Genomic DNA, 23,625 nt, shown 5'->3' with positions numbered 1-23,625 from the left:
CGTCACCACAGCGCCATCGAGTAACTGACGATCAGGCGATTTTCGTCCAGGTCATTGCCAAAGTTCGAGCGCACCGAGGCATTGCGCCATTTGAGCCCCAGCCCCTTCAACGTGCCGTCCTGGATCACGTAGGCGATATCGCTGTTGCGCTCCCATTCCTTGCCTTCACCCGGCGCGCTGCGTTGCACGTTGTCGCCACTGATATAGCGAGTCATGAACGTCAGTCCCGGCACGCCGAGGCCGGCAAAGTTATAGTCGTAACGGGCCTGCCAGGAGCGCTCGTCGACATTGGCGAAATCACCGATCTGGACGAAGTTGACCAGGTACGGATCGCTGCGCGAGATGTAGGGAAATGGGTCGTCGCCGCTCATGCGTTGGTAACCCAGGCCCAGCGCGTGCCCATCGAGGCTATAGGTGAACATCGCGCCGAACGCCTGGTTGTCGATAGCGCGGAAGCTGCCGTCCTCGGTGCTGCGGGAATAACGCACGTCGCTTTTCAATGATTGCCCCGCGCCCAGGTCCAGGCTATGGACCAAGCCCATGTAGTTCTGTTGGTAGATGTCCTCCAGTTTGCCGTAGCGGTATTGCGCCGTGAGATTCGGCAGGAACTGGTAGTCCGCTCCGGCGAACTGGAAGTGGTCGCTGATGCCCCCAATGCGGTTGGCCGTCATGTCCTGATAGTGGGTGGAATCGACGAAATTGATCTGTGTAAGCTGCCCGGCGGTCAGCTTCAGGCGGTCGACTTCCTGCACGCTCAACAGCCCGCCCTTGAAGGTCCCGGGGAGCAGGCGCGTATCGTTGGAATTGACCACCGGGTCCTTGATTTGCAGGGTGCCCACTTTCAGGGTGCTGTTGGACAAGCGTGCCTTCGCGGTCAGGCCAAGTTCGCCGTAGCGGTCCTGGGAACCCCCGGACGAGTCCGCCGGCAACAGATTGGTGCCTGCCGTGCCGCCGCCCGAATCCAGTTTGAAACCGGCCATGGCCAACGCATCCAGCCCGAAACCCAAGGTCCCGGCGGTGTAGCCCGACTCGATGCGCAACAGAAAGCCTTGCGCCCACTCCTCGGCCTTGTCCCGCGCGCCCTCCTGCCGAAAATCGCGGTTGAAATAGAAGTTGCGGGCTTCCAGGCTGGCTTTGCTGTCGCTGATGAAATCGGCGTGAGCACTCGACGCGCTCATCAGACCGAGGCCGAGCAAGGTGCCCACGGGTTTACGGTTGAAGTGATTAGCGATGAAACGGTGCATGGCGTGCTCCTTTTTTATGGGCGCGAGTGTTCCCGTCGGGGACGGCTGGCGCGCCTCGCTTATTGTTTGGGGCAGATTCTTCCCACCGGCGCCGGACAGCGTCAAACGGGAAAAAAGTCGGCTCGGGCATAAGAAAATCTGATGCATGGCGGGTCGCAATTGATCTGACTTCGCTGCCTCGACCGTCGGATAACTTTTTGTTGTCAGGGGGTACCAGTTTTCCTTGTTGGACGCCGTCGTCCGGGGCTTCTACAAAGGAGCTCTAACAAAAAACCAATGGAGATCCCAGATGCCGCCGTCCGCCCTGACATTCGAACAACTGCAGCAGTGTTCACCCCAGGCCCTGCGCCAGAACATCGCGGCAGGTCGCTACCACGGCCACACCAGCGGCCTGGGCCAGGGCCGGGTGCAAGCCAACATCGTGATCCTGCCGGGTGACTGGGCCGACGAATTCCTGCGCTACTGCACGCTCAACCGCCAGGCGTGTCCGGTGCTGGACGTGAGCGAACCGGGGGATCCGTTCCTGCGCAACCTCGGCGCGCCCATCGATATCCGCCACGAAGTACCGCGCTATCGGGTCTTTCGTCACGGCGAGTTGAGCGAAGAGCCGATGGATATCGAACACCTGTGGCAGGACGACATGGTGACCTTCGCTCTCGGCTGCTCGTTCTCGTTCGAGCAACCCTTGCTGGAGGCCGGTATACGCCTGAGGCACATTGACCTGGGGCGCAACGTTGCCATGTTCCGCACCAACATCGACACGCGCCCCACCGCGCGCCTGTCTGGCAAAATGGTCGTGAGCATGCGCCCGATGAAGGCCGCCGCGGCGATCCAGGCGATCCAGATCACCGGACGCATGCCCAGCGTCCATGGCGCCCCGGTCCACATGGGTGATCCGTCGTTGATCGGCATTCATTCTTTGGACACGCCGGACTATGGCGACGCGGTGCCGGTGGAAGCCGACGAGGTCCCGGTGTTCTGGGCCTGTGGCGTGACGCCGCAATCGGTGGTGCAGGCTTCGCGACCGCCGCTGTGCATCACCCACGCACCGGGTTGTATGCTGGTGACCGACGTTTTGAACAGCGCGTTGTGATACCCGACCTGAAATGGAGATCTGATGAACAGCCCGCAGCGATCAATCGAACATTACATCCGCGCCAAGGACGGCAACCGCCCTCACCTGCTGGACCAGGCCTTCATCCAGGGCGCAGTCCTGAACATGGTGGTCCGCACCGGCTCCATCGCCTTCCCGGAGCATGTCGAAGGTCGTGGCGCGATGGGTGACGTGCTGGTGAGCCGGTTCAACCAGGCGTTCGAAAACGTCTACACGTTCTGCCTGGGCAGCCCTCCTCACGCCAACGTGCGCACCTACGAGTGCAAATGGTTGGTCGCGATGTCGGACAAACACAACGGTGAGGTCAGGGTCGGTTGTGGCCGCTACGACTGGCGATTCAGCGCCGAGTCCGGGCTGTCCGAGGGGCTCACGATAACCATCGAACACATGAAGACCCTGCCGCCAGCCGAGCTTACGGAAGTCATGGCCTGGGTGTCGGGTCTGGAATATCCGTGGTGCGACGCCGCTGCGGTCCTCGGCGAGGTGCCGGATTCAAGGGCGCTTGAAGACGTGGTCCAATACCTCTCGTCCAGGAATTGCAGGACCGGTTGATCACCGGCGCTCCCGGACAATCCAATACCTTGCCCCGCCCGTTTCAGGAGCCGCCGCCCATGAATATCAAGTTTCTGGAAACCTTCGTCTGGGTCGCCCGCCTGAAGAGCTTTCGCCTCACGGCGGAAAAGCTGTTCACCACCCAGGCGTCGATTTCCAGCCGGATTGCAGCTCTGGAAGACGAGTTGGGCGTGCGTCTGTTCGTGCGTGATTCCAAGGGCGTGTCATTGACTTCCGAAGGCCAGCGGGTGCTGGAGTACGCCGAGCGCATCATGGACACCATGCACAGCATGAAAGCCGTGATCAAGGACCCGCGCCAGGTACGCGGGCGGATTCGCATCGGCGCGATGGACACGGTGATCCATACCTGGCTCAGCCCGTTGGTCACGCGCCTGATGGAATGCTACCCGGCGCTGGAAATCGAATTGTCGGCCGACACCGCGAGCAACCTGTGCACGCAACTGGAGAAAGGCTACCAGGACATCATTTTCCAGACCGACATCCTGCGCCTCGACAGCGTGCGCAATGCGCTCCTGACGCGTTATCCGATGCACTGGGTGGTGCGCAGCGGCTCATCCTTTGACCGCCACTACGCATCGCTGGACGAACTGTCCCAGGAGCGCATCGTGACCTTCTCGCGCAACTCCCGGCCCCACCAGGACCTCCTGAACATGCTGCACTCGGCCAATATCGTCTCGCCGCGGATCAATTGCGTGAACTCCGCCTCGGCGATCACCCGCCTGGTTCGTGACGGCTTTGGTATCGGCGCCATGCCGGCGGCGCTGGTGGTAGGCGAATTGAACCAGGGCAGCTTGACGCTGGTGGACGGCGTGCCGTTGCCGTCGGTGATGGACATCGTCGCCAGTTGGCGGACCGGCGCCGGCATGGAGCGGGTCGAAGACATCGTCAGCCTGACGCGGGAAGTGGTGGACGACTACGTGGGGCAACTGCCGGCGCCGTACCGGTTGGTGGCAAGCGAAGCCCTGGCGAACTGTCAGTGAACTGCAACATCCCGGGCACCGGCGACCTCCTGCGAGCGCACATCCCGATGGGCCGGGGGCAATCCTGCGAATTACCCATCGCGCAGCAGGCGTGGCCGCGAGCCAGAAGTGCTTGAACGCATAGCTTCAAAATAAATGCACTCAACCAGCATTAATATGAATTTGTAAGCAAGGTTGGCGAGCGGCACACTGTGTACCGTTCCTCCCCCAATTGTTGGAACACTTAAAGGGCTTTCAGGGATTCTCCCGTAAGCCCCTTTTTTTGTTCGTTTTTTGGATGTTCGCTTGATGCTTGCTCGCTGGTTCCCCGCTGCTATCAATACCCGCCCCACCGAATGGAGTCGCGCCGCCATCGGCATGGCCCTTGGAACAATGTTCAGTGTCTGGCTCTGTGGCCAGGTATTCGGTCTTGAAGTGGCGCAACACCTGATCGGCCCGCTCGGCGCCTCGGCCGTGCTGTTGTTTGCGGTGTCATCAGGTGCCCTGGCCCAACCCTGGTCGATCTTCGGTGGTTATCTGTGCGCATCGGTCGTGGCGTTGCTGGTCGCCCATGTGCTCGGCCGCACGCTGGGTAGCGCATGCCTGGCGGCCGGCATGGCGCTGGTGCTGATGTGCTGGCTGCGTTGCCTGCATCCACCGGCCGGCGCCCTGGCGGCAACGCTGGTGCTGGCGGACGCATCCATCGTCGCCCTCGATTGGCAGGCGCTTGGCGCCGCCATGCTGGCCGGCTCCGGCCTGCTCGTCTTCGCGCTGGCCTACAACAATTTCACGCGGGTGCGCTATCCCAAGCGAGCCAGCGAGCCGGCAGCGGTGATTCCCGCCGACCATCCCCCCATTGATCGCCAGGCGATCACCGCCGAAGACTTGAAACTTGCGCTTGAGGAAATGGAAGCATTCTTCGACGTAACCCCCGAAGATCTCGAACAATTGATCCACGCCAGCGAGCGGCATGCTAAGCGTCGCAGCATCACGGAGGTGCTGTCGGGTCGCGGCTGAGCCTGTGGCTGCTATAAATATGCAGACAGGACCTGCACGTATCTCGGTTGTGCAATGCAAATTTGCGCTGTTACGATCCGGACCGGGTACGCGCTTAAAAATTTATAAAGAACAATAAAAGCAGGGAGTTAGCGATGACAGTTCAGGTTTCATCCCAAGCTGCGGGCAGCATCGAAACCGCGCCCTACGAGGTGTTGGTCGACGTTCGCAACCACATCGGCCACCTGACCCTGAACCGCCCCGCCGGCCTGAACGCCCTTACCCTGGGCATGGTGCGCAGCTTGCAGCAGCAACTCGATAGCTGGGCCACCGATTCGCAGATCCGCGCCGTTGTCTTGCGCGGAGCCGGCGACAAGGCGTTTTGTGCGGGCGGCGATATCCGCTCGCTGTACGACAGCCACAAGCAGGGCGACACGCTGCACGAAGACTTCTTCGTCGAGGAATACGCCCTCGACCTGACTATCCACCATTACCGCAAACCGATCCTCGCCTTGATGGACGGTTTCGTGCTGGGCGGCGGCATGGGTCTGGTGCAAGGCGCCGATCTGCGGGTGGTGACCGAGCGTAGCCGACTGGGCATGCCCGAGGTCGGCATTGGCTATTTCCCGGATGTCGGCGGCAGCTATTTCCTGCCGCGCATTCCCGGTGAACTGGGTATCTACCTGGGCGTCAGCGGGGCGCAGATCCGCGCTGCCGACGCGCTGTACTGCGGCCTGGCCGACTGGTATCTCGACAGCCAGAAAATCACCCAGCTCGATGAACGTCTCGACCGCCTGGACTGGCGCGATTCACCGCTCAAGGACCTGCAAAGCCTGCTGGCGAAAATGGCGGTCCAACAGTTGCCTGCCCCGCCCCTGGCCGACTTGCGGCCGGCCATCGATCATTTCTTCGCCCTGCCGGATGTACCGAGCATGGTCGAGCAGTTGCGCCAGGTCACGGTCGCCAACAGCCACGAGTGGGCGCTGAAGACCGCCGAGCTGCTGGAAACCCGCTCACCCCTTGCGATGGCGGTGACCCTCGAAATGCTGCGACGCGGCCGGCACCTGAGCCTGGAAGACTGTTTTGCCCTGGAGCTGCACCTGGACCGGCAATGGTTCACGCGCGGCGACCTGATCGAAGGCGTACGTGCCCTGCTGATCGATAAAGACAAGAACCCGCGCTGGAACCCACCGACCCTGGAGGCGCTGGACGCCGACCATGTGGCGAGTTTCTTCGACGGCTTCGACTACCACGGGAATTGAACATGCACGACCTTGAGCTGACCGAAGAACAAGTGATGATCCGCGACATGGCCCGTGATTTCGCCCGCGGTGAAATCGCGCCCCACGCCCAGGCCTGGGAAAAAGCCGGCTGGATCGACGATGGGCTGGTGGCAAAAATGGGCGAGCTGGGCCTGCTGGGCATGGTGGTGCCCGAGGAATGGGGCGGTACCTATGTCGACTACGTGGCCTATGCCCTGGCGGTGGAGGAAATCTCGGCAGGTGACGGTGCTACCGGAGCACTGATGAGCATCCACAACTCCGTAGGTTGCGGGCCGGTGCTGAATTTCGGCAGCGATGAGCAGAAACAGACCTGGCTGGCGGATCTCGCCAGCGGCCAGGCCATCGGCTGCTTCTGCCTGACCGAACCACAGGCCGGCTCCGAGGCGCACAACCTGCGTACGCGGGCGGAACTGAAAGAGGGTCAATGGGTAATCAACGGCGCGAAGCAGTTCGTCAGCAATGGCAAGCGCGCCAAGCTGGCGATTGTGTTTGCCGTGACGGATGCGGACCTTGGCAAAAAAGGCATTTCGGCGTTCCTGGTGCCCACCGACACGCCCGGTTTCATCGTTGACCGCACCGAACACAAGATGGGCATTCGTGCCTCGGACACCTGTGCCGTCACGCTGAGCAACTGCACCATTCCTGAAGCCAACCTGCTGGGCGCACGGGGCAAGGGCCTGGCCATCGCCCTGTCCAACCTCGAAGGCGGGCGCATCGGCATCGCCGCCCAGGCCCTGGGCATCGCCCGTGCGGCATTCGAAGCGGCGCTGGCCTATTCCCGGGATCGGGTGCAGTTCGACAAACCGATCATCGAACACCAGAGCATCGCCAATCTGCTGGCCGACATGCACACCCGCCTGAACGCCGCTCGCCTGCTGATCCTGCATGCCGCGCGGCTGCGCAGCGCCGGCAAGCCATGCCTGTCGGAAGCATCGCAAGCCAAGCTGTTCGCCTCGGAAATGGCCGAGAAGGTCTGCTCCTCGGCGATTCAGATCCATGGCGGCTATGGCTATCTTGAGGATTACCCGGTGGAGCGCTATTACCGCGACGCGCGGATCACCCAGATCTACGAAGGGTCGAGCGAGATTCAGCGGATGGTGATTGCTCGGGAGCTCAGGCACTACCTGGTGTAACGCCAAAAGCTTCGCGAGGCAAGCTCGCTCCCACAGTGGATCGGCGGGGTACGCAACATCTGTGTACGCCGCCAAACCCTGTGGGAGCGAGCTTGCTCGCGATGGCGTCAGTGGTGACGTCGCATTACTTGTCTTGGAACTCCGCCGCGCGTTTGGCCACGAACGCCGCCATGCCTTCTTTTTGATCCAGCGTGGCGAACGCCGCGTGGAATACCCGGCGCTCAAAACGCACACCCTCGGACAGGCTGACTTCGAAGGCGCGGTTGACGCTCTCTTTGACCATCATGCTGATGGGCACCGATTTGGAGGCGATCAAGGCCGCGGTTTTCAGGGCTTCGTCCAGCAACTCGTCAGCCGGAACGATGCGCGCCACGATGCCGCAGCGCTCGGCTTCCACCGCGTCGATGAAGCGCCCGGTCAGGCACATGTCCATGGCCTTGGCCTTGCCCACCGCACGGGTCAGGCGTTGGGTGCCGCCCATGCCCGGCAGCACGCCGAGATTGATTTCCGGCTGGCCGAACCTGGCGTTGTCACCGGCCAGGATGAAGTCGCACATCAGGGCCAGCTCGCAGCCGCCGCCCAAGGCAAAACCGTTCACCGCCGCGATGATCGGCTTGCGGCGATTGGCAACCCGGTCGCTGTCGCTGAACAGATCGTCCAGGTAGATCTGCGGATAGGTCAGTTCGGCCATCTCCTTGATATCGGCGCCGGCGGCAAAGGCTTTTTTCGAGCCGGTCAGGACGATGCAGCCGATCTTCGGATCCGCCTCCAGGCGATCCAGTGCCTGGTTCAGCTCGCTGACGATCTGCGCATTCAGGGCGTTCAGCGCCTGGGGACGGTTGAGAGTGATCAGGCCAACACGGTCCTTGATCTCCAATAAAATCGTTTCGTAGCTCATGCGGGACTCCTGTTCAAAGGTTGCGCGAAATGACCATGCGCTGAATGTCGCTGGTGCCTTCGTAGATCTGACAGACCCGCACGTCGCGGTAGATGCGCTCCAGCGGGAAATCGTTGAGGTAACCGTAGCCACCGAGGGTTTGCAAGGCCATGGAACAGACCTTCTCGGCCATTTCCGAGGCGAACAGCTTGGCCATGGACGCTTCTACCAGCGCCGGCTGGCCGGCATCGCGCAGCGCGGCGGCGTAGTGCACCATCTGCCGCGCCACGGCGATCTGGGTCGCCATGTCGGCCAGGCGGAACGCCACGGCCTGATGCTCGATGATCGGCTTGCCGAAGCTCTGCCGTTCACGGGCATAGTCGCGAGCGGCTTCGAACGCCGCGCGGGCCATGCCCACCGACTGCGCCGCGATGCCGACTCGCCCGCCTTCGAGGTTCGCCAGGGCGATCCTGTAGCCATCACCCTCCTCACCGAGACGATTGGCCACCGGCACCTTCACATCCTCGAAAAGGATCTGGCAGGTATCGGAAGCATGCTGGCCGAGTTTGTCCTCGACCCGCGCGACGCTGTAGCCCGGCGAATCGGTCGGCACAATGAACGCACTGATGCCACGCTTGCCGGCGCTCGGATCGGTGACGGCAAACACGATCACCACCCCGGCATTCTGCCCGGACGTGATGAACTGTTTGCAACCGTTGAGCACGTAATGATCGCCCTCCAGCCGCGCCCGCGTCTTCAGGCTGCTGGCGTCGGAGCCAGCCTGGGGCTCGGTCAGGGCAAAAGCGCCGAGCATCGCGCCACTGGCCAGCGGCGTGAGGAACCGGGCCTTTTGCTCGTCGGTGCCGAACTTGAGGATCGGCACGCAGCCCACCGAGTTGTGCACGCTCATGATCGTCGAGCAGGCACCGTCGCCGGCGGCGATTTCCTCCAGGGTCATCGCATAGGCCAGGTAGCCCGTGTCACAGCCGCCCCATTGCTCCGGCACCAGCATGCCGAAAAAGCCCAGTTCGGCCATTTCAGCGATGGCCTCCTTGGGGAAGCGGTGCTCACGGTCCCATTCGGCGGCGAACGGCTTCAGGCGCTCCTGGGCGAATTGCCGGGCCATGTCGCGGATCTGGGTCTGTTCTTCAGTCGCAAGCATTGTGATTCCTCAGTACAGGCATTCGACGGCCATGGCGGTGGCTTCGCCGCCGCCGATGCAGATCGCCGCGACGCCGCGCTTGAGGCCTTTCTGGCGCAGGGCCGAGAGCAGCGTCACCAGGATTCGCGCGCCGGATGCGCCGATCGGGTGGCCAAGGGCACAGGCGCCGCCGTGGACGTTGACCTTGTCGTGGGGAATTTCCAGCTTGTCCATGGTCACCAGGCCGACCACGGCGAAAGCTTCGTTGACTTCGAACAGATCGACGTCGCCCAGCGACCAGCCGGTCTTGCTCATCAGTTTTTTCACCGCACCAATCGGTGCCGTGGGAAACAGGCCCGGGGCGTCGGCGAACGCGGCGTGGCCGTGAATCACCGCCAGCGGTTTCAGACCGCGCTGCTGCGCCTGGCTCTGGCGCATCAGTACCAGGGCGGCGGCGCCATCGGAAATCGAGCTGGCGTTGGCCGCCGTCACCGTACCACCGTCGCGGAACGCCGGCTTGAGCGTGGCGATCTTGTCGATCCGCGCCTTGGGCGGCTGCTCGTCGTGACGGATGGTGACCTGTTCCTTGCCGACCATGACCTGCACCGGCACGATCTCGGCGTCGAAGCTGCCGTCCTTGATCGCCTGCTGGGCACGGGTGGTGGACGCGATGGCGAAGGCATCCTGAGCTTCACGGCTGTAGCCGTTGGTCTCGGCGCAGTCTTCGGCAAAAGTGCCCATCAGGCGGCCCTTGTCGTAGGCGTCTTCGAGGCCGTCGAGGAACATATGGTCAAGCACCTTGCCATGGCCCATGCGCAAGCCGCTGCGGGCACGATCGAGCAGGTACGGCGCGTTGGACATGCTTTCCATTCCGCCAGCCATCACCACCTCGGCGCTGCCGGCGACGAGCATGTCGTGGGCGAGGATTGCCGCTTCCATGCCTGAACCGCACATCTTGTTGAGCGTGGTGCAGCGGGTCGATTTGTCGAGCCCGGCGCCCAGCGCCGCCTGGCGTGCCGGTGCCTGGCCCTGGCCTGCGGCAAGCACGCAACCGAACAGCACTTCTTCAACCGCCTGTGGCGAAATGCCGGCCCGCTCCACGGCGGCCTTGATGGCGGCGGCACCCAGCTGCGGCGCGCTGAGGCTTTTCAGTTCGCCCTGGAAGCCGCCCATCGGGGTGCGGACGGCGCTGACAATGACAATCGGATCGTTGGACATGACAAATCCTCCTATTTGGCGGCCATGCGCAAGGCGCCGTCGAGACGGATCACCTCGCCGTTGAGCATGCTGTTTTCAATGATATGCCGGACCAGCGCGGCGTACTCGGCGGGTTTGCCCAGGCGCGGCGGGAACGGCACGCCGGCGGCCAGGGAGTCACGTACTTCCGGCGTCATGCCGGCCATCATCGGGGTTTCGAAGATCCCTGGCGCGATGGTCATTACGCGGATACCGAAGCGCGCCAGTTCACGGGCGGCTGGCAGGGTCAGGCTGGCAATCGCGCCCTTGGACGCCGCGTAGGCGGCCTGGCCGATCTGACCGTCGAAGGCTGCTACCGAGGCGGTATTGATGATCACCCCGCGTTCGCCGTCGGCATTGGCCTCGGTCTCGGCGATGGCCGCTGCAGCCAGGCGCAGCAGGTTGAAGCTGCCGATCAGGTTGACGTTGATCACCTGGCTGAAGCTTTCGAGTGCGTGCGGGCCGTTCTTGCCGAGGATCTTCTCCCCGCGCACGATGCCGGCGCAATTGACCAGACCGTTCAAGCCGCCGAACGCATCCACCGTGGCCTTGACTGCCGCTTCTGCGGCCGCTTCGTTACTGATGTCGGCGACCACGCTCCGGCAACCGAGCTTTTGCGCCTGGCCGGCCACCGCATCGGCGTTTAGGTCGACCAGCATCACCTTGGCGCCGGCCTTGACGAGCATTTCGCCGGTGGCCGCGCCGAGGCCGGAAGCACCGCCGCTGACGAGAAAAATCTTGTTATCGATCTGCATCATGGTTTCCTTGGATTCAAGCTGAAACGTTCTGCGCCACGGCCTCTTGAGCCTTGGCGATCTCCTGGTTGCGCAAGATAAAGCGCTGCAACTTACCGCTGGGGGTCTTCGGCAAGTCGCTGACAAATTCGATTTCACGGGGGTACGCATGGGCCGCCAGGCGCTTGCGCACATGCTGGCGCAATTCTTCGGCCAGCTCCGGCGCTGCGCGGTACTGAGCGCTGAGCACCACAAAAGCTTTCACCAGCTCGGTGCGTTCAGGGTCGGGTTTGCCGATGACCGCCGCTTCCACCACGGCCGGGTGCTCGATCAGCGCGCTTTCTACGTCGAACGGGCCAACGCGATAACCGGACGTGGTGATCACGTCATCGCTGCGGCCGACGAAGCTGATGCTGCCGTCGGGGTTGGATTCGACGGTATCGCCACTCAGGTAATAATCGCCGACGAACGCCTTGGTCGGCCCGCCTTCGTAGCCGGCGAACCAGCACATCGGCGACTGGCTGCGATCGACGGCAAGAATGCCTGGCTGCCCTACCCCCAACTCCCGTTGATTTTCATCCAGCACCACGATGCGGTGGCCCGGCGAGGCAAAACCGGCCGCGCCCAAATGCACCGGGTGGTCGAGGCCGTGGTGGTTGCACAGCACCATGCCCAGCTCGGTCTGGCCGTAATGGTCATGGATCACCACGTTCAGGTTGTCGGCAAACCAGCGGATCACTTCCGGGTTCAGCGGCTCGCCGGCGCTGCTGACAATGCGCAGCTTGCCCTGGATCGAGCGGGCGAACTGCTCGCCGCCAGCGATCAGCAAACGGTAGGCCGTTGGTGAGCCCGCCAGGTTGCTGATGCCATGTTTGTTGATCACCCGGCAGGTGCTTTCCAAGGTGAAGGGACCATCGTAGAAAGTGATCGGATGTCCCAGCGCCAGAGGCCCGGTCACGCCGAAATAGATGCCGTAGGCCCAGCCCGGGTCAGCAACGTTCCAGAACGCGTCTTCGGGGCGCAAGTCCACGGCGTCACGCATGTAGCTCTGGAACGCGACGATGGCCTTGAGCGGAACCGACAGCGCCTTGGCCGGCCCGGTGGTGCCGGAGGTGAACATCAGCAAAAACGGATCTTCGCCGGTCAGCATCAGCGGTTCGCACTGGTCGGAATGGTTGGCCAGTTCGGACCAGAAACTGTAGTCGCCGCGGACGATGCCCTGGCCCTTCGCCCCGCCGACCGTAACGATGGTGGGGCACCCGAGCACTTCGTTGAGCTTGGGCCGGTTGCTGGCGTCAGTGACCACCACGCGCGCGCCGGAACTGCCGAGGCGGTGCTCGATGGCCTTGGGTCCGAATGCGGTGAACAGGGGCTGGTAGACCGCGCCGATACGCCAGGTGGCGAGCACCACGATCAGCAGTTCGGCATTGCGCGGCAGCAGGCCGGCGACCTTGTCACCCTTGCCAACACCTTGGGCGCGCAGGAAGTTGGCGAAACGCGCCGCGTTGTCCTGCAGGTCACGGTAGGTCCACGTCGCATCGCTGCCGTCACGCCCCTCCCAGAACAAGGCAATGCGCCCCGGCAAGGCATGCCGGTCGCAACATTCCACGCAGGCGTTGAGCGCCTCGAGCGAACCGTGCAAAGCGGCATTGGCGGTGTGCAGGTAATCGAACTGCGACGTGGCGGACGAATAATCGCGCATGACCAGAATCCCTCTGTACTTTTTATTGGTGGGGAACCGTGAATAGCAGGGAAATACTCGCGCCGAAGGGGCTGCGGGGCAATGGTCAAAGCTTTCAAGTTGCTTGACTGGTTTGGCCATGGTTCGGGGGATGTGTTGTCAGTGAGGTCTTCTTCGCGAGCAGGCTCGCTCCCACATGGGACAGCCAATATTCCAATGTGGGAGCGAGCCTGCTCGCGAAGACGGCAGCCCATTCAACAACAAATCCGGATCAGTCAGCCTCGTTGAGAATCAGGCTGCGATAGTGCCCGGGATTGGACCCGGACCACTTGCGAAACGCCTTGTAGAACGAGCTGGCATCGGCAAAACCCAGCCGCGCGGCGATTTCGACGAAGCTGATGGAGGGCTCGGCCAGCCAGGCGATCGCCAGTTCCTTGCGCACACTGTCTTTCAGACCCTGGTAAGTCTGGCCCTCATCCGCCAGGCGGCGGCGCAGGGTCGATGCGGAAACGCAGAGTTGTTGAGCCAGGGCCTCGGTTTCCGGCCACTGCTCGGCAGGCAGCTGGCGCAGATCATGGCGGATACGGCTGGCGAGGCTTTGCGGGTCGCGGTATTTGACCAGGATGTTCGCCGGGGCCTGGGCCAGGAAGCGCTTAAGCTCCTCCGGACTGCGGCGGATGGGCAGGTCCAGGCAGTCGGCGGAGAAGATCATCCGCGTACGGGGCCGGTCGAAGCGCAGGTTCTGCGAGAACATCACGCGGTAGTCATCGCAGAAATCCGGCGCCGGGCAACGCAACTCGACGGACAGGATTGGAATGCGCCGCCCGGCGAGCCAGCAGGCCACGCCATGGACGATCATCCAATAGGTGAAATAGGTAAAGGCCCGGCGCGGGTCCTGGTCGTCTTCGAGCAGGACGATTTCCGCCAGGCTTTGCTGGCGAACCCACTGCGCCGGCAGGTGTTCAAGCATCAAGGAGAGGAAACCCAGACCCGCCGTCAACCCGGTCGCCAACGTCGGCTGGGCCATGGCGCACTGGCACAGGAAGGCCAGGCTGCCGGACTTGAGCTTGCGCGGGTCCATGCCGAAGAACTCGTCATCCAGCCGCCTTGCCAGCAGGCGCCAGAGTCGCGCATAGGCGTGGGCCGGCACGCGCGCCTGGGGCTCGTCGAGCCATGCGGGGTCGATACCGACCTTGCTCAGGACTTCTTCGGTGGCGACTCCAGGGGCGCAGCTTTGCAGCAGCGCCTCGCGCACCAGCTGGATGGAGATGGTGTCTTTTTCCGACATGGCGCGGCGGTTCACAGGATCCGGTAAAGCAGTCGCTCTATTCGCACCCGGCTGACCCGTTTCAGGAACTTGCTCACCGCGGCGGGATAGTCCGGCAGGGTCTCCAAGTCCAGGTAGCGTTCGATCCGCCGGGTGTGTTGATAGATCCGCTCCAGCTCAGCCTGCCGCGGCCCCAGCAACTCCCCTTTGGGATCGTCGAGCAACAGGGCGTTTTCCAGATCCAGGCGAAACGCCCGCGGGTTGAGGTTGTTGCCGGTGAGCAAGGTGTAGCGCTCGTCGACCCACATGCCTTTGAGGTGGTAGGTGTTATCGCCGTCGCGCCACAAACGCAGGTTCAACTGGCCGCTGTCGATGAAGCGCTGATGCCGCTTGGCGAAGCGGCGCAGGCTGATCTCGTACAGATAGGGCAACGCCGCAATGATCTTGAACGGCTCGCTGGGCGGGATATAAAAATCGTTTGCGGTCTTGTCGCCGACGATGATGTCGATCCGTACCCCGCGCGCCAGGGCACGGTTGATGTCCCGGGTCACGGCCAGCGGCAGGTTGAAATAGGGCGTGCAGATGGTCAGTTGCTGACGGCTGCTGGCGATCAGCTCGCTGATCGCCTTGCTCAGCGGATTATTCTTGCCGACGCCAAGCAGCGGGCTCACCGACAGGCCGTCTTTATCGAGGCTGCCGGCGGTAGTGTCATAGGTTGCATATTTGAGGCGGCTGCGCAGGTCGCCGATGTCCTTGCGCAAGCTGCGGGTGCTGGGCAGGTTCGGCAGGTCAAGGCGATGCACCGCCCTGGATGCGATCAGCCCATGTTGCACCAGATGATGCATCGAGTCGGCCAGCGCGCTGTTCTGCAGCAGGTGATATCGGTCGTAGCGGTATTTGTCGAACTTGTGCAGGTAGACGTTGTTCAGGCTCGCGCCGCTGTAGAGCACACAATCATCGATCACAAATCCTTTCAAGTGCAGCACGCCGAACAGCTCGCGAGTCTGCACCGGCACGCCGAAGATCGGCACTTCGCTGTCATGGACGCGGGTCTGCTGCTGGTACCACGCCGAGTTGCCCGGCTGCTTCTTGGCGCCGATCAGGCCGCGCTGGGCCCGTAGCCAGTCCACCACCACGGCGATGTCCAGCTCGGGGCGCGCGGCTTTGGCGGCATGCAAGGCGTCAAGGATTTCCTGGCCGGCCTCGTCCTCTTGCAAGTAGAGCGCGACGATGTAGATGCGCTGGGTCGCCTGGGCAATTTTCTCCAGCAGGCAACGGCGAAACTCGGCGGCGCCGTCGAGGATGGTCACAGCCTCGGCGGTGAGTGGAAAGCTGCGCAGCTTGGGCAGCAGGGAGCGTTTGAAAAGCGACGGCATAGGGCTCGCAAAAGGTCGAATCCGAAGAACGGATGAGCTTACACCATGACGCGCGGGTTTGGGCCTCCCCTTCGCGACGAAAAAACAATTGACCAAGGAGAACGATCGTTCTACTGTTCGATCCATGAACGAAATCACTAGCAATGAAACACGCGACATCATCCTCGATGTCGCCGAAAAGTTGATCTACAAAAGTGGCATCGCCGCCACCGGCATGGACCTTTTGGTGAAAACCGCCGGCGTCTCGAGGAAAAGCATCTACCGCTACTTCGCCAACAAGGAGGACCTGGTTGTCGCCGCCCTCAAGCGCCGCGATGAACGCTGGATGCACTGGTTCAGCAGCGAAGTGGACAAGGCGCCGACGCCGCTCGCGCGGTTGCTGAACCTGTTCCCGGTGCTCAAGGGCTGGTTCGACAGCGAAGGTTTTCGCGGTTGCGCCTTCATCAATACCAGCGGCGAAACCGGCGACCCGCAGGACCCGGTCCGCCAGGTGGCAAAGATGCACAAACAGAAGCTGCTCGACTATGTAACCCGCCTGTGCAGCGATCAAGGCATCGAGCAACCGCAAGTGCTGGCGGGGAAGCTGCTTATCCTGATCGATGGGGCCATCACCGTTGCACTGGTCATGGGCGATCACAATGCAGCCGATCAGGCACAGCACGTTCTGAAAACCCTGCTGGCTATCGAATAAGCAACACGCGTATCGCAAGACCGTCGTTGAGACAGACTGCCGTTGAGACAGAAAACAGTGCAATTCATCATTCATTTATCGGGAGCTTAACCATGTCGTCCTCTGCTGAAGTTCGCCCGCCGCTGCCGCCGTTCACCCGTGAAACAGCGATCGAGAAAGTTCGCCTGGCCGAAGACGGCTGGAACTCTCGCGATCCGCAGAAGGTATCGTTGGCCTACACCCTCGACACCCAGTGGCGTAACCGCGCCGAGTTCGTCCATAGCCGGGAAGAAGCCAAGGCCTTCCTGGCCCGCAAATGGGCCAAGGAGCTGGATTACCGGCTGATCAAGGAACTCTGGGCGTTCACCGACAACCGCATCGCCGTGCGTTATGCCTATGAATGGCACGACGACTCAGGCAACTGGTTCCGCTCCTACGGCAACGAAAACTGGGAATTCGACGAGAATGGCTTGATGTTCAATCGCTACGCCTGCATCAACGACCTGCCGATCAAGGAAAGCGAGCGTAAATTCCATTGGCCGCTGGGTCGTCGTCCGGATGATCATCCGGGGCTGTCCGAATTGGGGCTGTAAACCCGTTCTTGTGGGAGCGAGCCTGCTCGCGAAGGGGCCATCACAGTCGATATTTTCATCGGCTGTCAAACCGCTTTCGCGAGCAGGCTCGCTCCCACAGGGGGCTTTGTTCGTGTCAGTCGTGGCCGCGATCCAGCAGGAATTCCAGCAACGTTACCGCGCAGGCCTCGATACTTCCTTCCAGAATCAGCTCGTAACCGTGGGTGTTTTCAGTCGGAATGGCGATGCAGCCACCCTGGGCCGACACGCCGCTGCTCATGATCGCGCTGGCGTCACTGGCAAAATCCACCAGCAGCGCGAACTGAGGCGTCAACCCGCGACGTTTGCCGGCCTGGTACAGCTGGTCGACGATCTCGCGGTTGTAGCAACCGTTTTTATCGCCAGTGTTGATGATCGGATCGACGCTCAGTCGGGTAGCGTATTCGGAAATGATCGGGCCCACCTCAACCGCTACCGTGGCATCTCCAGGCAGGTGGCTGGCGGCATAAAGCGCTCCGGCATTGGACTCTTCCTCTTGTGTGGTGAAGACGAAATAAACGTCGTTTGCCAGTTCTTCGCGGCGCTCAGCCAATAACCTTGCGGCTTGCAGTGTCGCGACCATCGGCGCGCGGTCGTCGAGGAAATGCGCCGCGATGGCATCGCCGACCCGGAACGGACGTCGCCAATGCTGGCTCAGCACTACCCGGGTACCGGGCCGCACTCCGTGCGTTTGCAGCTGCTCACCGGAGCACCGGGTGATCACATGGACATCGCCCCAATTGACGTTCCCCGACAGCACATCGGCGCCCTGATGGGTTTCACCGGTGCTGTGCATCGATCCGAACGACAGTACGCCGGGAATGAAATCCCGGTCGCCGAGAATGTCCACCGGGCACACCCCGAAATTGATCGGATTGGCGCCGCCCAGGGCCACCACGCGCAATGTGCCGTCCGGCTCGATGCGTTTGACCAGCATGGCGATTTCGTCCAGGTGCGCCATGATCCGGATGGGCTGGTTCACCTTGCCGCTCGGGCGTGTGCCCTTGATCAGGCCAATGACATTACCCGCCGGGTCGACCCGGGTCTCGTCGCAATGCGGCCGCAGTTCCCGCAGGCAGATGTCGCGCACTTCATGCTCCTGCCCGCCGGGCCCACGGGCCATCAGCAATTCTTCCAGCAGCGGTAAGGTGGACGGATCGGGTTGCATACGATGGGTTCTCCTTTTTCCAAGAGCGGCCCAGCTATCGGAGCGAGCCGCGACGTGTTTGTCTTCTTGAGCCCGCGCGGTGCTGAAAAATTTGATCGGATTGCGGCAAAACAGACGAGCGGCCCCTATCCGGACGCGGACAAGCGGCCCCTGTGGAGGGTTGACCAGCGCGCCGCGAGGCATCACATTGCCGGGGTCGTCCCTACGCCCAAAGGCGGTTTTGTTGTGTCGCAGAACTTGTGAAGCCCATGACCGCGTCGATGCCGATCCGTCCCCCCTGCCCGCCCGGCGTCTGTGATTGCGGGCGTGATGCGTTGCTGCAAACGCCAGGCAGCGATTTGCGCATCCTTTGCCTGAATCGCCAGGAAGAAAAACGCCTGCTTGAGCGACTGGAAAACATCCAGAGCCTGGACGAGCTTGAACGCTTGCAGCAGCGGCTGTATGAGAACCTCGGCGTACGGGTGACCATCGAGCCGGGTTACAACGAAGTGCGGACCATGCGCGGCATTGCTATCGAGTTCCAGGAACAGCCAGGCCTGTGCCGCAAGATCCGCCAGTCGATTCCGGCGGCGATCCGTCGGGGGTTGGACAAACGGCCTGAAATCGCCTGGCGGCTGCTGGATGCCCACGACCTGTTTCGCGACGGCTGACATTGTTTTTTACAATGCCAATGCATCCCCTGTGGGAGCGAGCCTGCTCGCGAAAGCGGTATCACATTCAACGAAGATGTTGAAAGTTCCGGCCTTTTCGCGAGCAGGCTCGCTCCCACAGTTGGATTGGGCGACCAGAATTTCATGGCTGCTCGCTCCCACAGGATAAACAGCAGCTCCGGTCAGAAATCGACAGTCGCCGACACCAGGTAAGTGCGCGGCGTCGCCAGGGTCAGCCCCGGCTCGCTGTCGTCCGAAGCCCCGGCCGAGCTCCAATAGCGCTTGTCCGCCACGTTCTCGATATTGGCGCGCAAGGTGATGTGCTTGTCATCGACCTTGAAGGCATACCGCGCACCGACGTCGAACCGCTCCCAGGAATCGATTTCCTTGGTGTTGGACGGATCCAGGTACTGCGAGCTGGAATAGATGCCGCGGCTGGTCAGGGTCAACCCCTGCACAGTCGGCACATCCCATTCGGCGCCCAGGTTGACGTTGTACTCCGGTGTCGCCGGCGCGCGGTTGCCGTCAAACGCAGGGTTGGTGGTGTCGGTCAGTTCGCTGTCGATGTACATCACGCCACCGAGCAGGCGCAATCCCTTGACCGGTTCACCGAATACGCTGACTTCCGCGCCGGTGTTCTCGCGCTTGCCGTTCGGCCCGAAGACGTTGGTCGTGGCGTCGTTGGCATAGGCCGGTTGCTTGATCCGGAACACGGCGGCGGTAACGGCCAGCGCGCCGGCATCGTACTTGGCGCCGACCTCGACCTGGCGGCTGATGAACGGCGGGAAGATTTCATCGCTGTTGTCCGAGGACGTCGGCGCGATCTTGCCCTGGCTCAAGCCTTCCATATAGTTGGCATAGAGGGACAGCTTGTCGGTGGCCTTGAACAGGATGCCGCCCGACGGCGAGACTTTTTCCTCGTCATAGGCGGTGGGACCCTTGATCCCATCGGACCAGTCGTCAACTTCCACCCGCTGCCAGCGGGCGCCAAGGGTCAGCAGCAGCCGGTCATCGAAGAACCCCAGGGTGTCGGACAGCGCCACGCCGCTGAAGTGGTTCTCGGTGTAGACCTTCGGGTCCGGCCGTGTGGGGGTGTTCGGCGTCGGTGTCGGCACCGGGTCATAGAGGTTGCTGCGCCCGTTCGCATAACGGGCGCCGCCGTTCTCGAAATCCATGTAGAAATAACTGGCCGCCAGGTTCAGCTCATGGCTCACCGGGCCGGTTTGGAACCAGTTGCGCACCCCGGCATTGGCCGTGCGGACATTCTCGTCCCGGGTAAAGTCGCGGGGCGACACGGTGAAATCGCCGGCCGCATTAGTGACCGATACGTTGTGCCGCAGAAAGTCGTGGTTGCTTTTGCGCGCCCCGACACCGCCGTAAAGCATGACCGAGTCGCTGACGTCGAATTCGCCGTTCACAGCGCCGAAGGTGTCCTCGGTACGCGCCTTGCTCCAATGCTGCGCGTAATTGCGTCGCACATCGCTGGCATGCGGTACCGGCGCGGCGGCGCCAACCTGGACGCGCTCTTGCGGTGCGTCTGTGTCACGCTCGGTGTGGCCGATATCGGTAGAAAGACGCAGGCGTTCGCCACGAAAATCCAGGCCCAGCACGGCCATCTGGCGGTCCACGCGCTGATGATCCCAGTCGGTGTCGCCGGCCTGCTTGACGCCGTTGAAACGCACGCCAAACTGCTTGTCCTCGCCAAAACGGCGGCCGACATCCACGGCAGCGCCGGGCTGGCTGTCGGAGGCGTAGCTGCCGGTCAGGGACGTGATCGGCTTGTCGGTGGCCCGCTTGGGCACTACGTTGATCCCGCCGCCGACGCTGCCTCGCGGCGAGATCCCGTTGATCAGTTGGGTCGGGCCCTTGAGGATGTCGACGCGATCGGCCATCTCCATGTCGATTGTATAAGTCGGCAGCACGCCATAAAGGCCGTTGTAGGCCACGTCACTGTTGAACAGGCTCAAGCCACGAATGGTGAATTGCTCGTAACGCCCGCCCGCCGGGTTGGTGGCGCGCACCGAGGGGTCGCTGGCGACCAGGTCACCGAGGGTCCGTGCTTGCAGATTCTTGACCGTCTCCCCCGTGTAGGTGGTCATGCTGAACGGCGTTTCCATGAAGTCACGGGAGCCGAGCAAGCCCTGGGATCCACGCCGTGCCACCTGTCCCCCTGCGTAGGGATCGCCTTGCGTCGCGCCGGTGGCGCCGAAAATCGAGGTCGGCGCCAGTTGCAGGCTGCTGCCTTGCGCCGCAGGAGTGAGCATGTAGGCCTGTTCCCCTACTGGCTGCAGCTGCAGGCCAGAACCCTGCAGCAGCCGGGCAAAGCCCTCCTCCACGCCAAACTCGCCAGCGAGCCCGGCACTGTTGCGACCGCTCACCAGGGCCGGGTCCACCGAGAGGTTGACGCCAGCCTGGCCGGCGAACCGGGTCAGCGCGGCGCCGAGGCTGCCGGCGGGAACCTGATAGCTGCGCCGGGCGCTTTCCTCGGCCTGGCTGGGCGAGATGAAAAACGCACCGGAGCTCAGGCTCAGCATGAGGCTCAGGTTCAGCAACGGGCGCCAGCCAGCAAGGGCCGGACGAAAACGTAAAGATACTGCTGCGGGCATTGGAGCAACTCTCGTTTTTTGTTCAGTTGCCTTGAATGACAAGCGAGACAAAAAAAGGGGACAGGCTTCAGGCGATATTTTTTCGCGGCGTCAAGGTGACCCAGTAGCGGGTACGCATGTGCACCTCAAGCGGCAGGCTGGCCGAGAGCAGCGCGAGGATCCGGTCGGTGTTTTCCAGGCGGAAGCTGCCGGTGACGCGGAGCGCTTCCAGCCCTTCGTCCCAGCGCAACACGCCGGGGCGATAGCGGTCCAGCTCCCGAAGGAAATCCCCCAGCGGCTGGTTCTGCGCCACGAGCACGCCTTCACGCCAGCCCATCTGCCCGGCGTCGAAGGTGCTGGTCGCAGCCGCGCCAGTTGCACTCAGGTCGACCTGTTGGCCTTCTTCGAGCCTCAGCGCTGGCCCTTGCGCAGGTTGCAGTTGCGCCGCGCCGCTGACTACCGAAACCCGGCAGTTGCGTTGATCCAGCCGAATACAGACTTCGCCTCGGCCGACGCTCACCTCACCGTAGGGCAGCTGGACCGCCAAGGGGACGTCGACGACTTTCAGCGCGATCTCGCCGCGCAGCAGCATCAGGCGGCGCGCCTCAAGGTCAAGGTCGACAGCGCTATCGGTGTTCAACTGCAAAACGTTGCCACCGGCCAGCGTCCACCGACGGCGTTCCCCGGTGGCGGTGTGCAGGTCGGCGCGCCAGGCGTCCAGCGGCAGTTCACGTCCCAGCAACCACGCGGTCGGTACCAGCGCGGCGACACCCAACGCGCGCTTGAGTACGCTGCGACGGGACAGTGCGGGACGATCCAGGGTGGCCAGGCCCAACGATGACGGCACCTCGGCAAACCGCTGGCGCAGGCGCTGGGCTTTTTGCCAGGCCGCTTCATGCTCGGCCTTGCTTTCGCGCCAGCGCTGCAGCGCGCCATGATCGAATTCATCGGCGCCTGACTCGATCAGCGCCAGCCAGCGGGCCGCCGCCCGGGCGACTTCACGGGCTTCGGCCGACGGAGCCTGGCGCATCAGAAGTCCACCAACAGGCAATGTTCGTAGGCCTGGGCCATATAACGCTTCACGGTGCGTTCGGAGACTTGCAGGCGCTCGGCGATCTCGCGATAACCGAGGCCTTCGAGCTGGCTCCACAGGAACGCCCGACGCACCACCGGCGGCAGGCCATCGAGCAACTCGTCCAGGGCCTGCAGGGTTTCCAGCAGCAGCCACCGCTGCTCTGGAGACGGCACGCATTCGGCGGGCAGGCTGGCCAACGCGTCGAGATAAGCCTGTTCCAGATGGCGGCGCGTGTAGAAATTGCTCAACAAGCGCTTGCCCACCGTCAACAGGTAGGCGCGCGGTTCATGCAGGTCGGCCAGCGACTGGGCGCTGGACAGTACGCGCAGGAACGTATCCTGGCGCAGGTCGGCGGCATCCCAGGCATTGCCCATGCGCCGTCGCAGCCAGCCTTCCAGCCAACCGCCATGGTCACGGTATAACGCGTCGAGGGCGTGCTCCGCCGGCTTAGCTGCATCAAGCATGTGAAGTGGCCCTGGGCAAGAATGTCTTAAATGAGACTGATTCTAATTAATGTTCCCAGGTGAATCCAAGGCTTTAATTCATCGACGGTCAAAACGTCTGGCGAAGCAGGCGCCCTTGGACACCCAGGGCGCGCCGTATATTGCCTGCGGTCAGTGGCTGGCCTGCAGGGTCTTCGGTACTTCCGGCATGGCCGACGAGTGATGGTTGATGATTTTCCACTGACCGTCGAGTCGCTCGTAAAGGAAGGTGTAGCGCGCCTGCACTTCCCGCTTGGAACCGTCGGCCTGGGTCAGCGTAAAGGTATAGACTCCGCTGTCCATCGCCGCGTCAGGCCCCATGTGACGGATTTCCCGGTAGTTGATCACCCCGACCGGCTTGGCCGCCAGGAAGTGCACGAAATAGTCCTGGATCTGCGCCGGGGTACTGCGCACCTTGTTGGAGACGGTCGGTTGCAGAATCGCATCCGGGGCGTACAGGCTGGTGACCGCGACGGCGCTGCCGGTCTTCAACGCAGCGTTCCAGCGGTCGAACAGCCCGGCGATTTCACGGTCGTTGACGTTCTGCGGCTGCTCGGCCACGGTGCTGTAGACAAACGGCGTGGTCTCCAGCGCTTGGGCAAGGGGTGCGCCCAGCAGGAGAAAAGCGGCAATGGCACAGGTTTTCATTTTCATCGTAGCGTTCCTTTGGGTTTCAATGAGCCCACTGTGCCGGCCTTCGCGAGCCTCGCCATCGGCCAACCGGTGCCGATCGCCTATGCCATTCGGCAGATAGGCCGGGTGTCGATCAC

Annotated in this window: 22 protein-coding genes; 9 read left to right on the top strand and 13 right to left on the bottom strand. The window is 62.6% G+C overall.

Annotated features, from left to right (window positions below):
* Positions 1-2: 2 nt before the first annotated feature.
* Positions 3-1,244, bottom strand: a complete 1,242-nt coding sequence (locus tag J3P84_RS13490; protein WP_434631010.1) for an OprD family porin — start codon at positions 1,242-1,244, stop codon at positions 3-5.
* Positions 1,245-1,533: 289 nt separating this feature from the next.
* Here J3P84_RS13490 and J3P84_RS13485 point away from each other — a divergent pair, with 289 nt between their 5' ends.
* The 6 genes from J3P84_RS13485 to J3P84_RS13460 all read left to right on the top strand — a co-directional run bounded on the left by J3P84_RS13485 (position 1,534) and on the right by J3P84_RS13460 (position 7,302).
* Positions 1,534-2,337, top strand: coding sequence for a putative hydro-lyase (locus J3P84_RS13485; RefSeq protein ID WP_434631007.1), 804 nt, complete (start codon positions 1,534-1,536; stop codon positions 2,335-2,337).
* 24 nt (positions 2,338-2,361) lie between these two features.
* Complete coding sequence (locus tag J3P84_RS13480; RefSeq protein ID WP_434631005.1) at positions 2,362-2,910, top strand: hypothetical protein; 549 nt, start codon at positions 2,362-2,364, stop codon at positions 2,908-2,910.
* Between the two features lie 59 nt (positions 2,911-2,969).
* Positions 2,970-3,911, top strand: coding sequence for a LysR family transcriptional regulator (locus J3P84_RS13475; protein WP_434631002.1), 942 nt, complete (start codon positions 2,970-2,972; stop codon positions 3,909-3,911).
* Positions 3,912-4,199: 288 nt separating this feature from the next.
* A complete protein-coding gene (locus tag J3P84_RS13470) occupies positions 4,200-4,907 on the top strand; it encodes an HPP family protein (RefSeq protein ID WP_434630999.1) in 708 nt (235 codons plus the stop codon).
* A 134-nt stretch (positions 4,908-5,041) separates the two neighbouring features.
* On the top strand, positions 5,042-6,148 hold the full coding sequence (locus J3P84_RS13465) for an enoyl-CoA hydratase/isomerase family protein (protein ID WP_434630997.1): 1,107 nt from the start codon (positions 5,042-5,044) through the stop codon (positions 6,146-6,148).
* A gap of 2 nt (positions 6,149-6,150) precedes the next feature.
* Positions 6,151-7,302, top strand: coding sequence for an acyl-CoA dehydrogenase family protein (locus J3P84_RS13460; protein WP_434630994.1), 1,152 nt, complete (start codon positions 6,151-6,153; stop codon positions 7,300-7,302).
* A gap of 124 nt (positions 7,303-7,426) precedes the next feature.
* Here the strand turns inward: J3P84_RS13460 and J3P84_RS13455 are convergent, their stop codons facing one another.
* From J3P84_RS13455 to pssA, 7 genes are all read right to left on the bottom strand, one after another.
* Positions 7,427-8,200, bottom strand: a complete 774-nt coding sequence (locus J3P84_RS13455) for an enoyl-CoA hydratase (RefSeq protein ID WP_434630992.1) — start codon at positions 8,198-8,200, stop codon at positions 7,427-7,429.
* Between the two features lie 13 nt (positions 8,201-8,213).
* Positions 8,214-9,341: an acyl-CoA dehydrogenase gene (locus J3P84_RS13450; RefSeq protein WP_434630989.1), complete on the bottom strand. Its 1,128-nt coding sequence runs from the start codon at positions 9,339-9,341 to the stop codon at positions 8,214-8,216.
* Positions 9,342-9,350: 9 nt separating this feature from the next.
* Positions 9,351-10,538, bottom strand: a complete 1,188-nt coding sequence (locus tag J3P84_RS13445) for an acetyl-CoA C-acyltransferase (protein ID WP_434630986.1) — start codon at positions 10,536-10,538, stop codon at positions 9,351-9,353.
* 11 nt (positions 10,539-10,549) lie between these two features.
* Positions 10,550-11,311 carry an SDR family NAD(P)-dependent oxidoreductase gene (locus tag J3P84_RS13440; RefSeq protein ID WP_434630983.1) on the bottom strand — a complete coding sequence of 254 codons (762 nt, stop codon included), beginning with the start codon at positions 11,309-11,311 and terminating at the stop codon, positions 10,550-10,552.
* Positions 11,312-11,327: 16 nt separating this feature from the next.
* Positions 11,328-12,992 carry an AMP-binding protein gene (locus J3P84_RS13435; protein WP_434630980.1) on the bottom strand — a complete coding sequence of 555 codons (1,665 nt, stop codon included), beginning with the start codon at positions 12,990-12,992 and terminating at the stop codon, positions 11,328-11,330.
* Positions 12,993-13,242: 250 nt separating this feature from the next.
* Complete coding sequence (locus tag J3P84_RS13430) at positions 13,243-14,259, bottom strand: AraC family transcriptional regulator (RefSeq protein ID WP_434630977.1); 1,017 nt, start codon at positions 14,257-14,259, stop codon at positions 13,243-13,245.
* Positions 14,260-14,270: 11 nt separating this feature from the next.
* A complete protein-coding gene (gene pssA / locus J3P84_RS13425) occupies positions 14,271-15,614 on the bottom strand; it encodes a CDP-diacylglycerol--serine O-phosphatidyltransferase (protein WP_434630974.1) in 1,344 nt (447 codons plus the stop codon).
* A 124-nt stretch (positions 15,615-15,738) separates the two neighbouring features.
* Here pssA and J3P84_RS13420 point away from each other — a divergent pair, with 124 nt between their 5' ends.
* Both J3P84_RS13420 and J3P84_RS13415 read left to right on the top strand, forming a co-directional pair.
* Entirely contained in the window at positions 15,739-16,305 is a 567-nt protein-coding gene (locus J3P84_RS13420; protein ID WP_434630971.1) for a TetR/AcrR family transcriptional regulator, read from the top strand.
* A gap of 92 nt (positions 16,306-16,397) precedes the next feature.
* Positions 16,398-16,877 (top strand): DUF1348 family protein, encoded by a 480-nt coding sequence (locus tag J3P84_RS13415; RefSeq protein WP_434630968.1) that lies wholly within the window; start codon positions 16,398-16,400, stop codon positions 16,875-16,877.
* A gap of 115 nt (positions 16,878-16,992) precedes the next feature.
* Here the strand turns inward: J3P84_RS13415 and J3P84_RS13410 are convergent, their stop codons facing one another.
* Positions 16,993-18,063: a M42 family metallopeptidase gene (locus tag J3P84_RS13410; RefSeq protein WP_434630965.1), complete on the bottom strand. Its 1,071-nt coding sequence runs from the start codon at positions 18,061-18,063 to the stop codon at positions 16,993-16,995.
* Between the two features lie 248 nt (positions 18,064-18,311).
* Between J3P84_RS13410 and J3P84_RS13405 the strand changes: the two genes are divergently transcribed.
* Entirely contained in the window at positions 18,312-18,713 is a 402-nt protein-coding gene (locus J3P84_RS13405; RefSeq protein WP_434630962.1) for a hypothetical protein, read from the top strand.
* A gap of 182 nt (positions 18,714-18,895) precedes the next feature.
* On the opposite strand, the gene J3P84_RS13400 is transcribed toward J3P84_RS13405, so the two are convergent.
* The 4 genes from J3P84_RS13400 to J3P84_RS13385 form a co-directional block, all read right to left on the bottom strand.
* Entirely contained in the window at positions 18,896-21,319 is a 2,424-nt protein-coding gene (locus J3P84_RS13400) for a TonB-dependent siderophore receptor (RefSeq protein ID WP_434630959.1), read from the bottom strand.
* Positions 21,320-21,386: 67 nt separating this feature from the next.
* Positions 21,387-22,328 (bottom strand): FecR domain-containing protein, encoded by a 942-nt coding sequence (locus tag J3P84_RS13395; RefSeq protein WP_434630956.1) that lies wholly within the window; start codon positions 22,326-22,328, stop codon positions 21,387-21,389.
* The gene (locus tag J3P84_RS13390; protein WP_434568353.1) at positions 22,328-22,837 is read right to left on the bottom strand and encodes a sigma-70 family RNA polymerase sigma factor; all 510 of its coding nucleotides are present in this window, start codon (positions 22,835-22,837) and stop codon (positions 22,328-22,330) included. The genes J3P84_RS13395 and J3P84_RS13390 overlap by 1 nt, the downstream gene beginning before the upstream one ends.
* A gap of 150 nt (positions 22,838-22,987) precedes the next feature.
* Positions 22,988-23,509, bottom strand: coding sequence for an SgcJ/EcaC family oxidoreductase (locus J3P84_RS13385; protein ID WP_434630953.1), 522 nt, complete (start codon positions 23,507-23,509; stop codon positions 22,988-22,990).
* Between the last annotated feature and the right edge of the window lie 116 nt (positions 23,510-23,625).

The sequence above is a fragment of the Pseudomonas sp. Z1-29 genome (genome assembly GCF_051131995.1).
Taxonomy (GTDB): Bacteria; Pseudomonadota; Gammaproteobacteria; order Pseudomonadales; family Pseudomonadaceae; genus Aquipseudomonas.
The sequence above is the reverse complement of the archived record's forward strand: the minus strand, read 5'-3'. Positions and strand labels throughout refer to the sequence as shown.

Coding starts and splice junctions, on each gene's coding strand:
- J3P84_RS13490 (WP_434631010.1), bottom strand. CDS start 1,244: ATGCACCGTTTCATCGCTAATCACTTCAACCGTAAACCCGTGGGCACC.
- J3P84_RS13485 (WP_434631007.1), top strand. CDS start 1,534: ATGCCGCCGTCCGCCCTGACATTCGAACAACTGCAGCAGTGTTCACCC.
- J3P84_RS13480 (WP_434631005.1), top strand. CDS start 2,362: ATGAACAGCCCGCAGCGATCAATCGAACATTACATCCGCGCCAAGGAC.
- J3P84_RS13475 (WP_434631002.1), top strand. CDS start 2,970: ATGAATATCAAGTTTCTGGAAACCTTCGTCTGGGTCGCCCGCCTGAAG.
- J3P84_RS13470 (WP_434630999.1), top strand. CDS start 4,200: ATGCTTGCTCGCTGGTTCCCCGCTGCTATCAATACCCGCCCCACCGAA.
- J3P84_RS13465 (WP_434630997.1), top strand. CDS start 5,042: ATGACAGTTCAGGTTTCATCCCAAGCTGCGGGCAGCATCGAAACCGCG.
- J3P84_RS13460 (WP_434630994.1), top strand. CDS start 6,151: ATGCACGACCTTGAGCTGACCGAAGAACAAGTGATGATCCGCGACATG.
- J3P84_RS13455 (WP_434630992.1), bottom strand. CDS start 8,200: ATGAGCTACGAAACGATTTTATTGGAGATCAAGGACCGTGTTGGCCTG.
- J3P84_RS13450 (WP_434630989.1), bottom strand. CDS start 9,341: ATGCTTGCGACTGAAGAACAGACCCAGATCCGCGACATGGCCCGGCAA.
- J3P84_RS13445 (WP_434630986.1), bottom strand. CDS start 10,538: ATGTCCAACGATCCGATTGTCATTGTCAGCGCCGTCCGCACCCCGATG.
- J3P84_RS13440 (WP_434630983.1), bottom strand. CDS start 11,311: ATGCAGATCGATAACAAGATTTTTCTCGTCAGCGGCGGTGCTTCCGGC.
- J3P84_RS13435 (WP_434630980.1), bottom strand. CDS start 12,992: ATGCGCGATTATTCGTCCGCCACGTCGCAGTTCGATTACCTGCACACC.
- J3P84_RS13430 (WP_434630977.1), bottom strand. CDS start 14,259: ATGTCGGAAAAAGACACCATCTCCATCCAGCTGGTGCGCGAGGCGCTG.
- pssA (WP_434630974.1), bottom strand. CDS start 15,614: ATGCCGTCGCTTTTCAAACGCTCCCTGCTGCCCAAGCTGCGCAGCTTT.
- J3P84_RS13420 (WP_434630971.1), top strand. CDS start 15,739: ATGAACGAAATCACTAGCAATGAAACACGCGACATCATCCTCGATGTC.
- J3P84_RS13415 (WP_434630968.1), top strand. CDS start 16,398: ATGTCGTCCTCTGCTGAAGTTCGCCCGCCGCTGCCGCCGTTCACCCGT.
- J3P84_RS13410 (WP_434630965.1), bottom strand. CDS start 18,063: ATGCAACCCGATCCGTCCACCTTACCGCTGCTGGAAGAATTGCTGATG.
- J3P84_RS13405 (WP_434630962.1), top strand. CDS start 18,312: ATGACCGCGTCGATGCCGATCCGTCCCCCCTGCCCGCCCGGCGTCTGT.
- J3P84_RS13400 (WP_434630959.1), bottom strand. CDS start 21,319: ATGCCCGCAGCAGTATCTTTACGTTTTCGTCCGGCCCTTGCTGGCTGG.
- J3P84_RS13395 (WP_434630956.1), bottom strand. CDS start 22,328: ATGCGCCAGGCTCCGTCGGCCGAAGCCCGTGAAGTCGCCCGGGCGGCG.
- J3P84_RS13390 (WP_434568353.1), bottom strand. CDS start 22,837: ATGCTTGATGCAGCTAAGCCGGCGGAGCACGCCCTCGACGCGTTATAC.
- J3P84_RS13385 (WP_434630953.1), bottom strand. CDS start 23,509: ATGAAAATGAAAACCTGTGCCATTGCCGCTTTTCTCCTGCTGGGCGCA.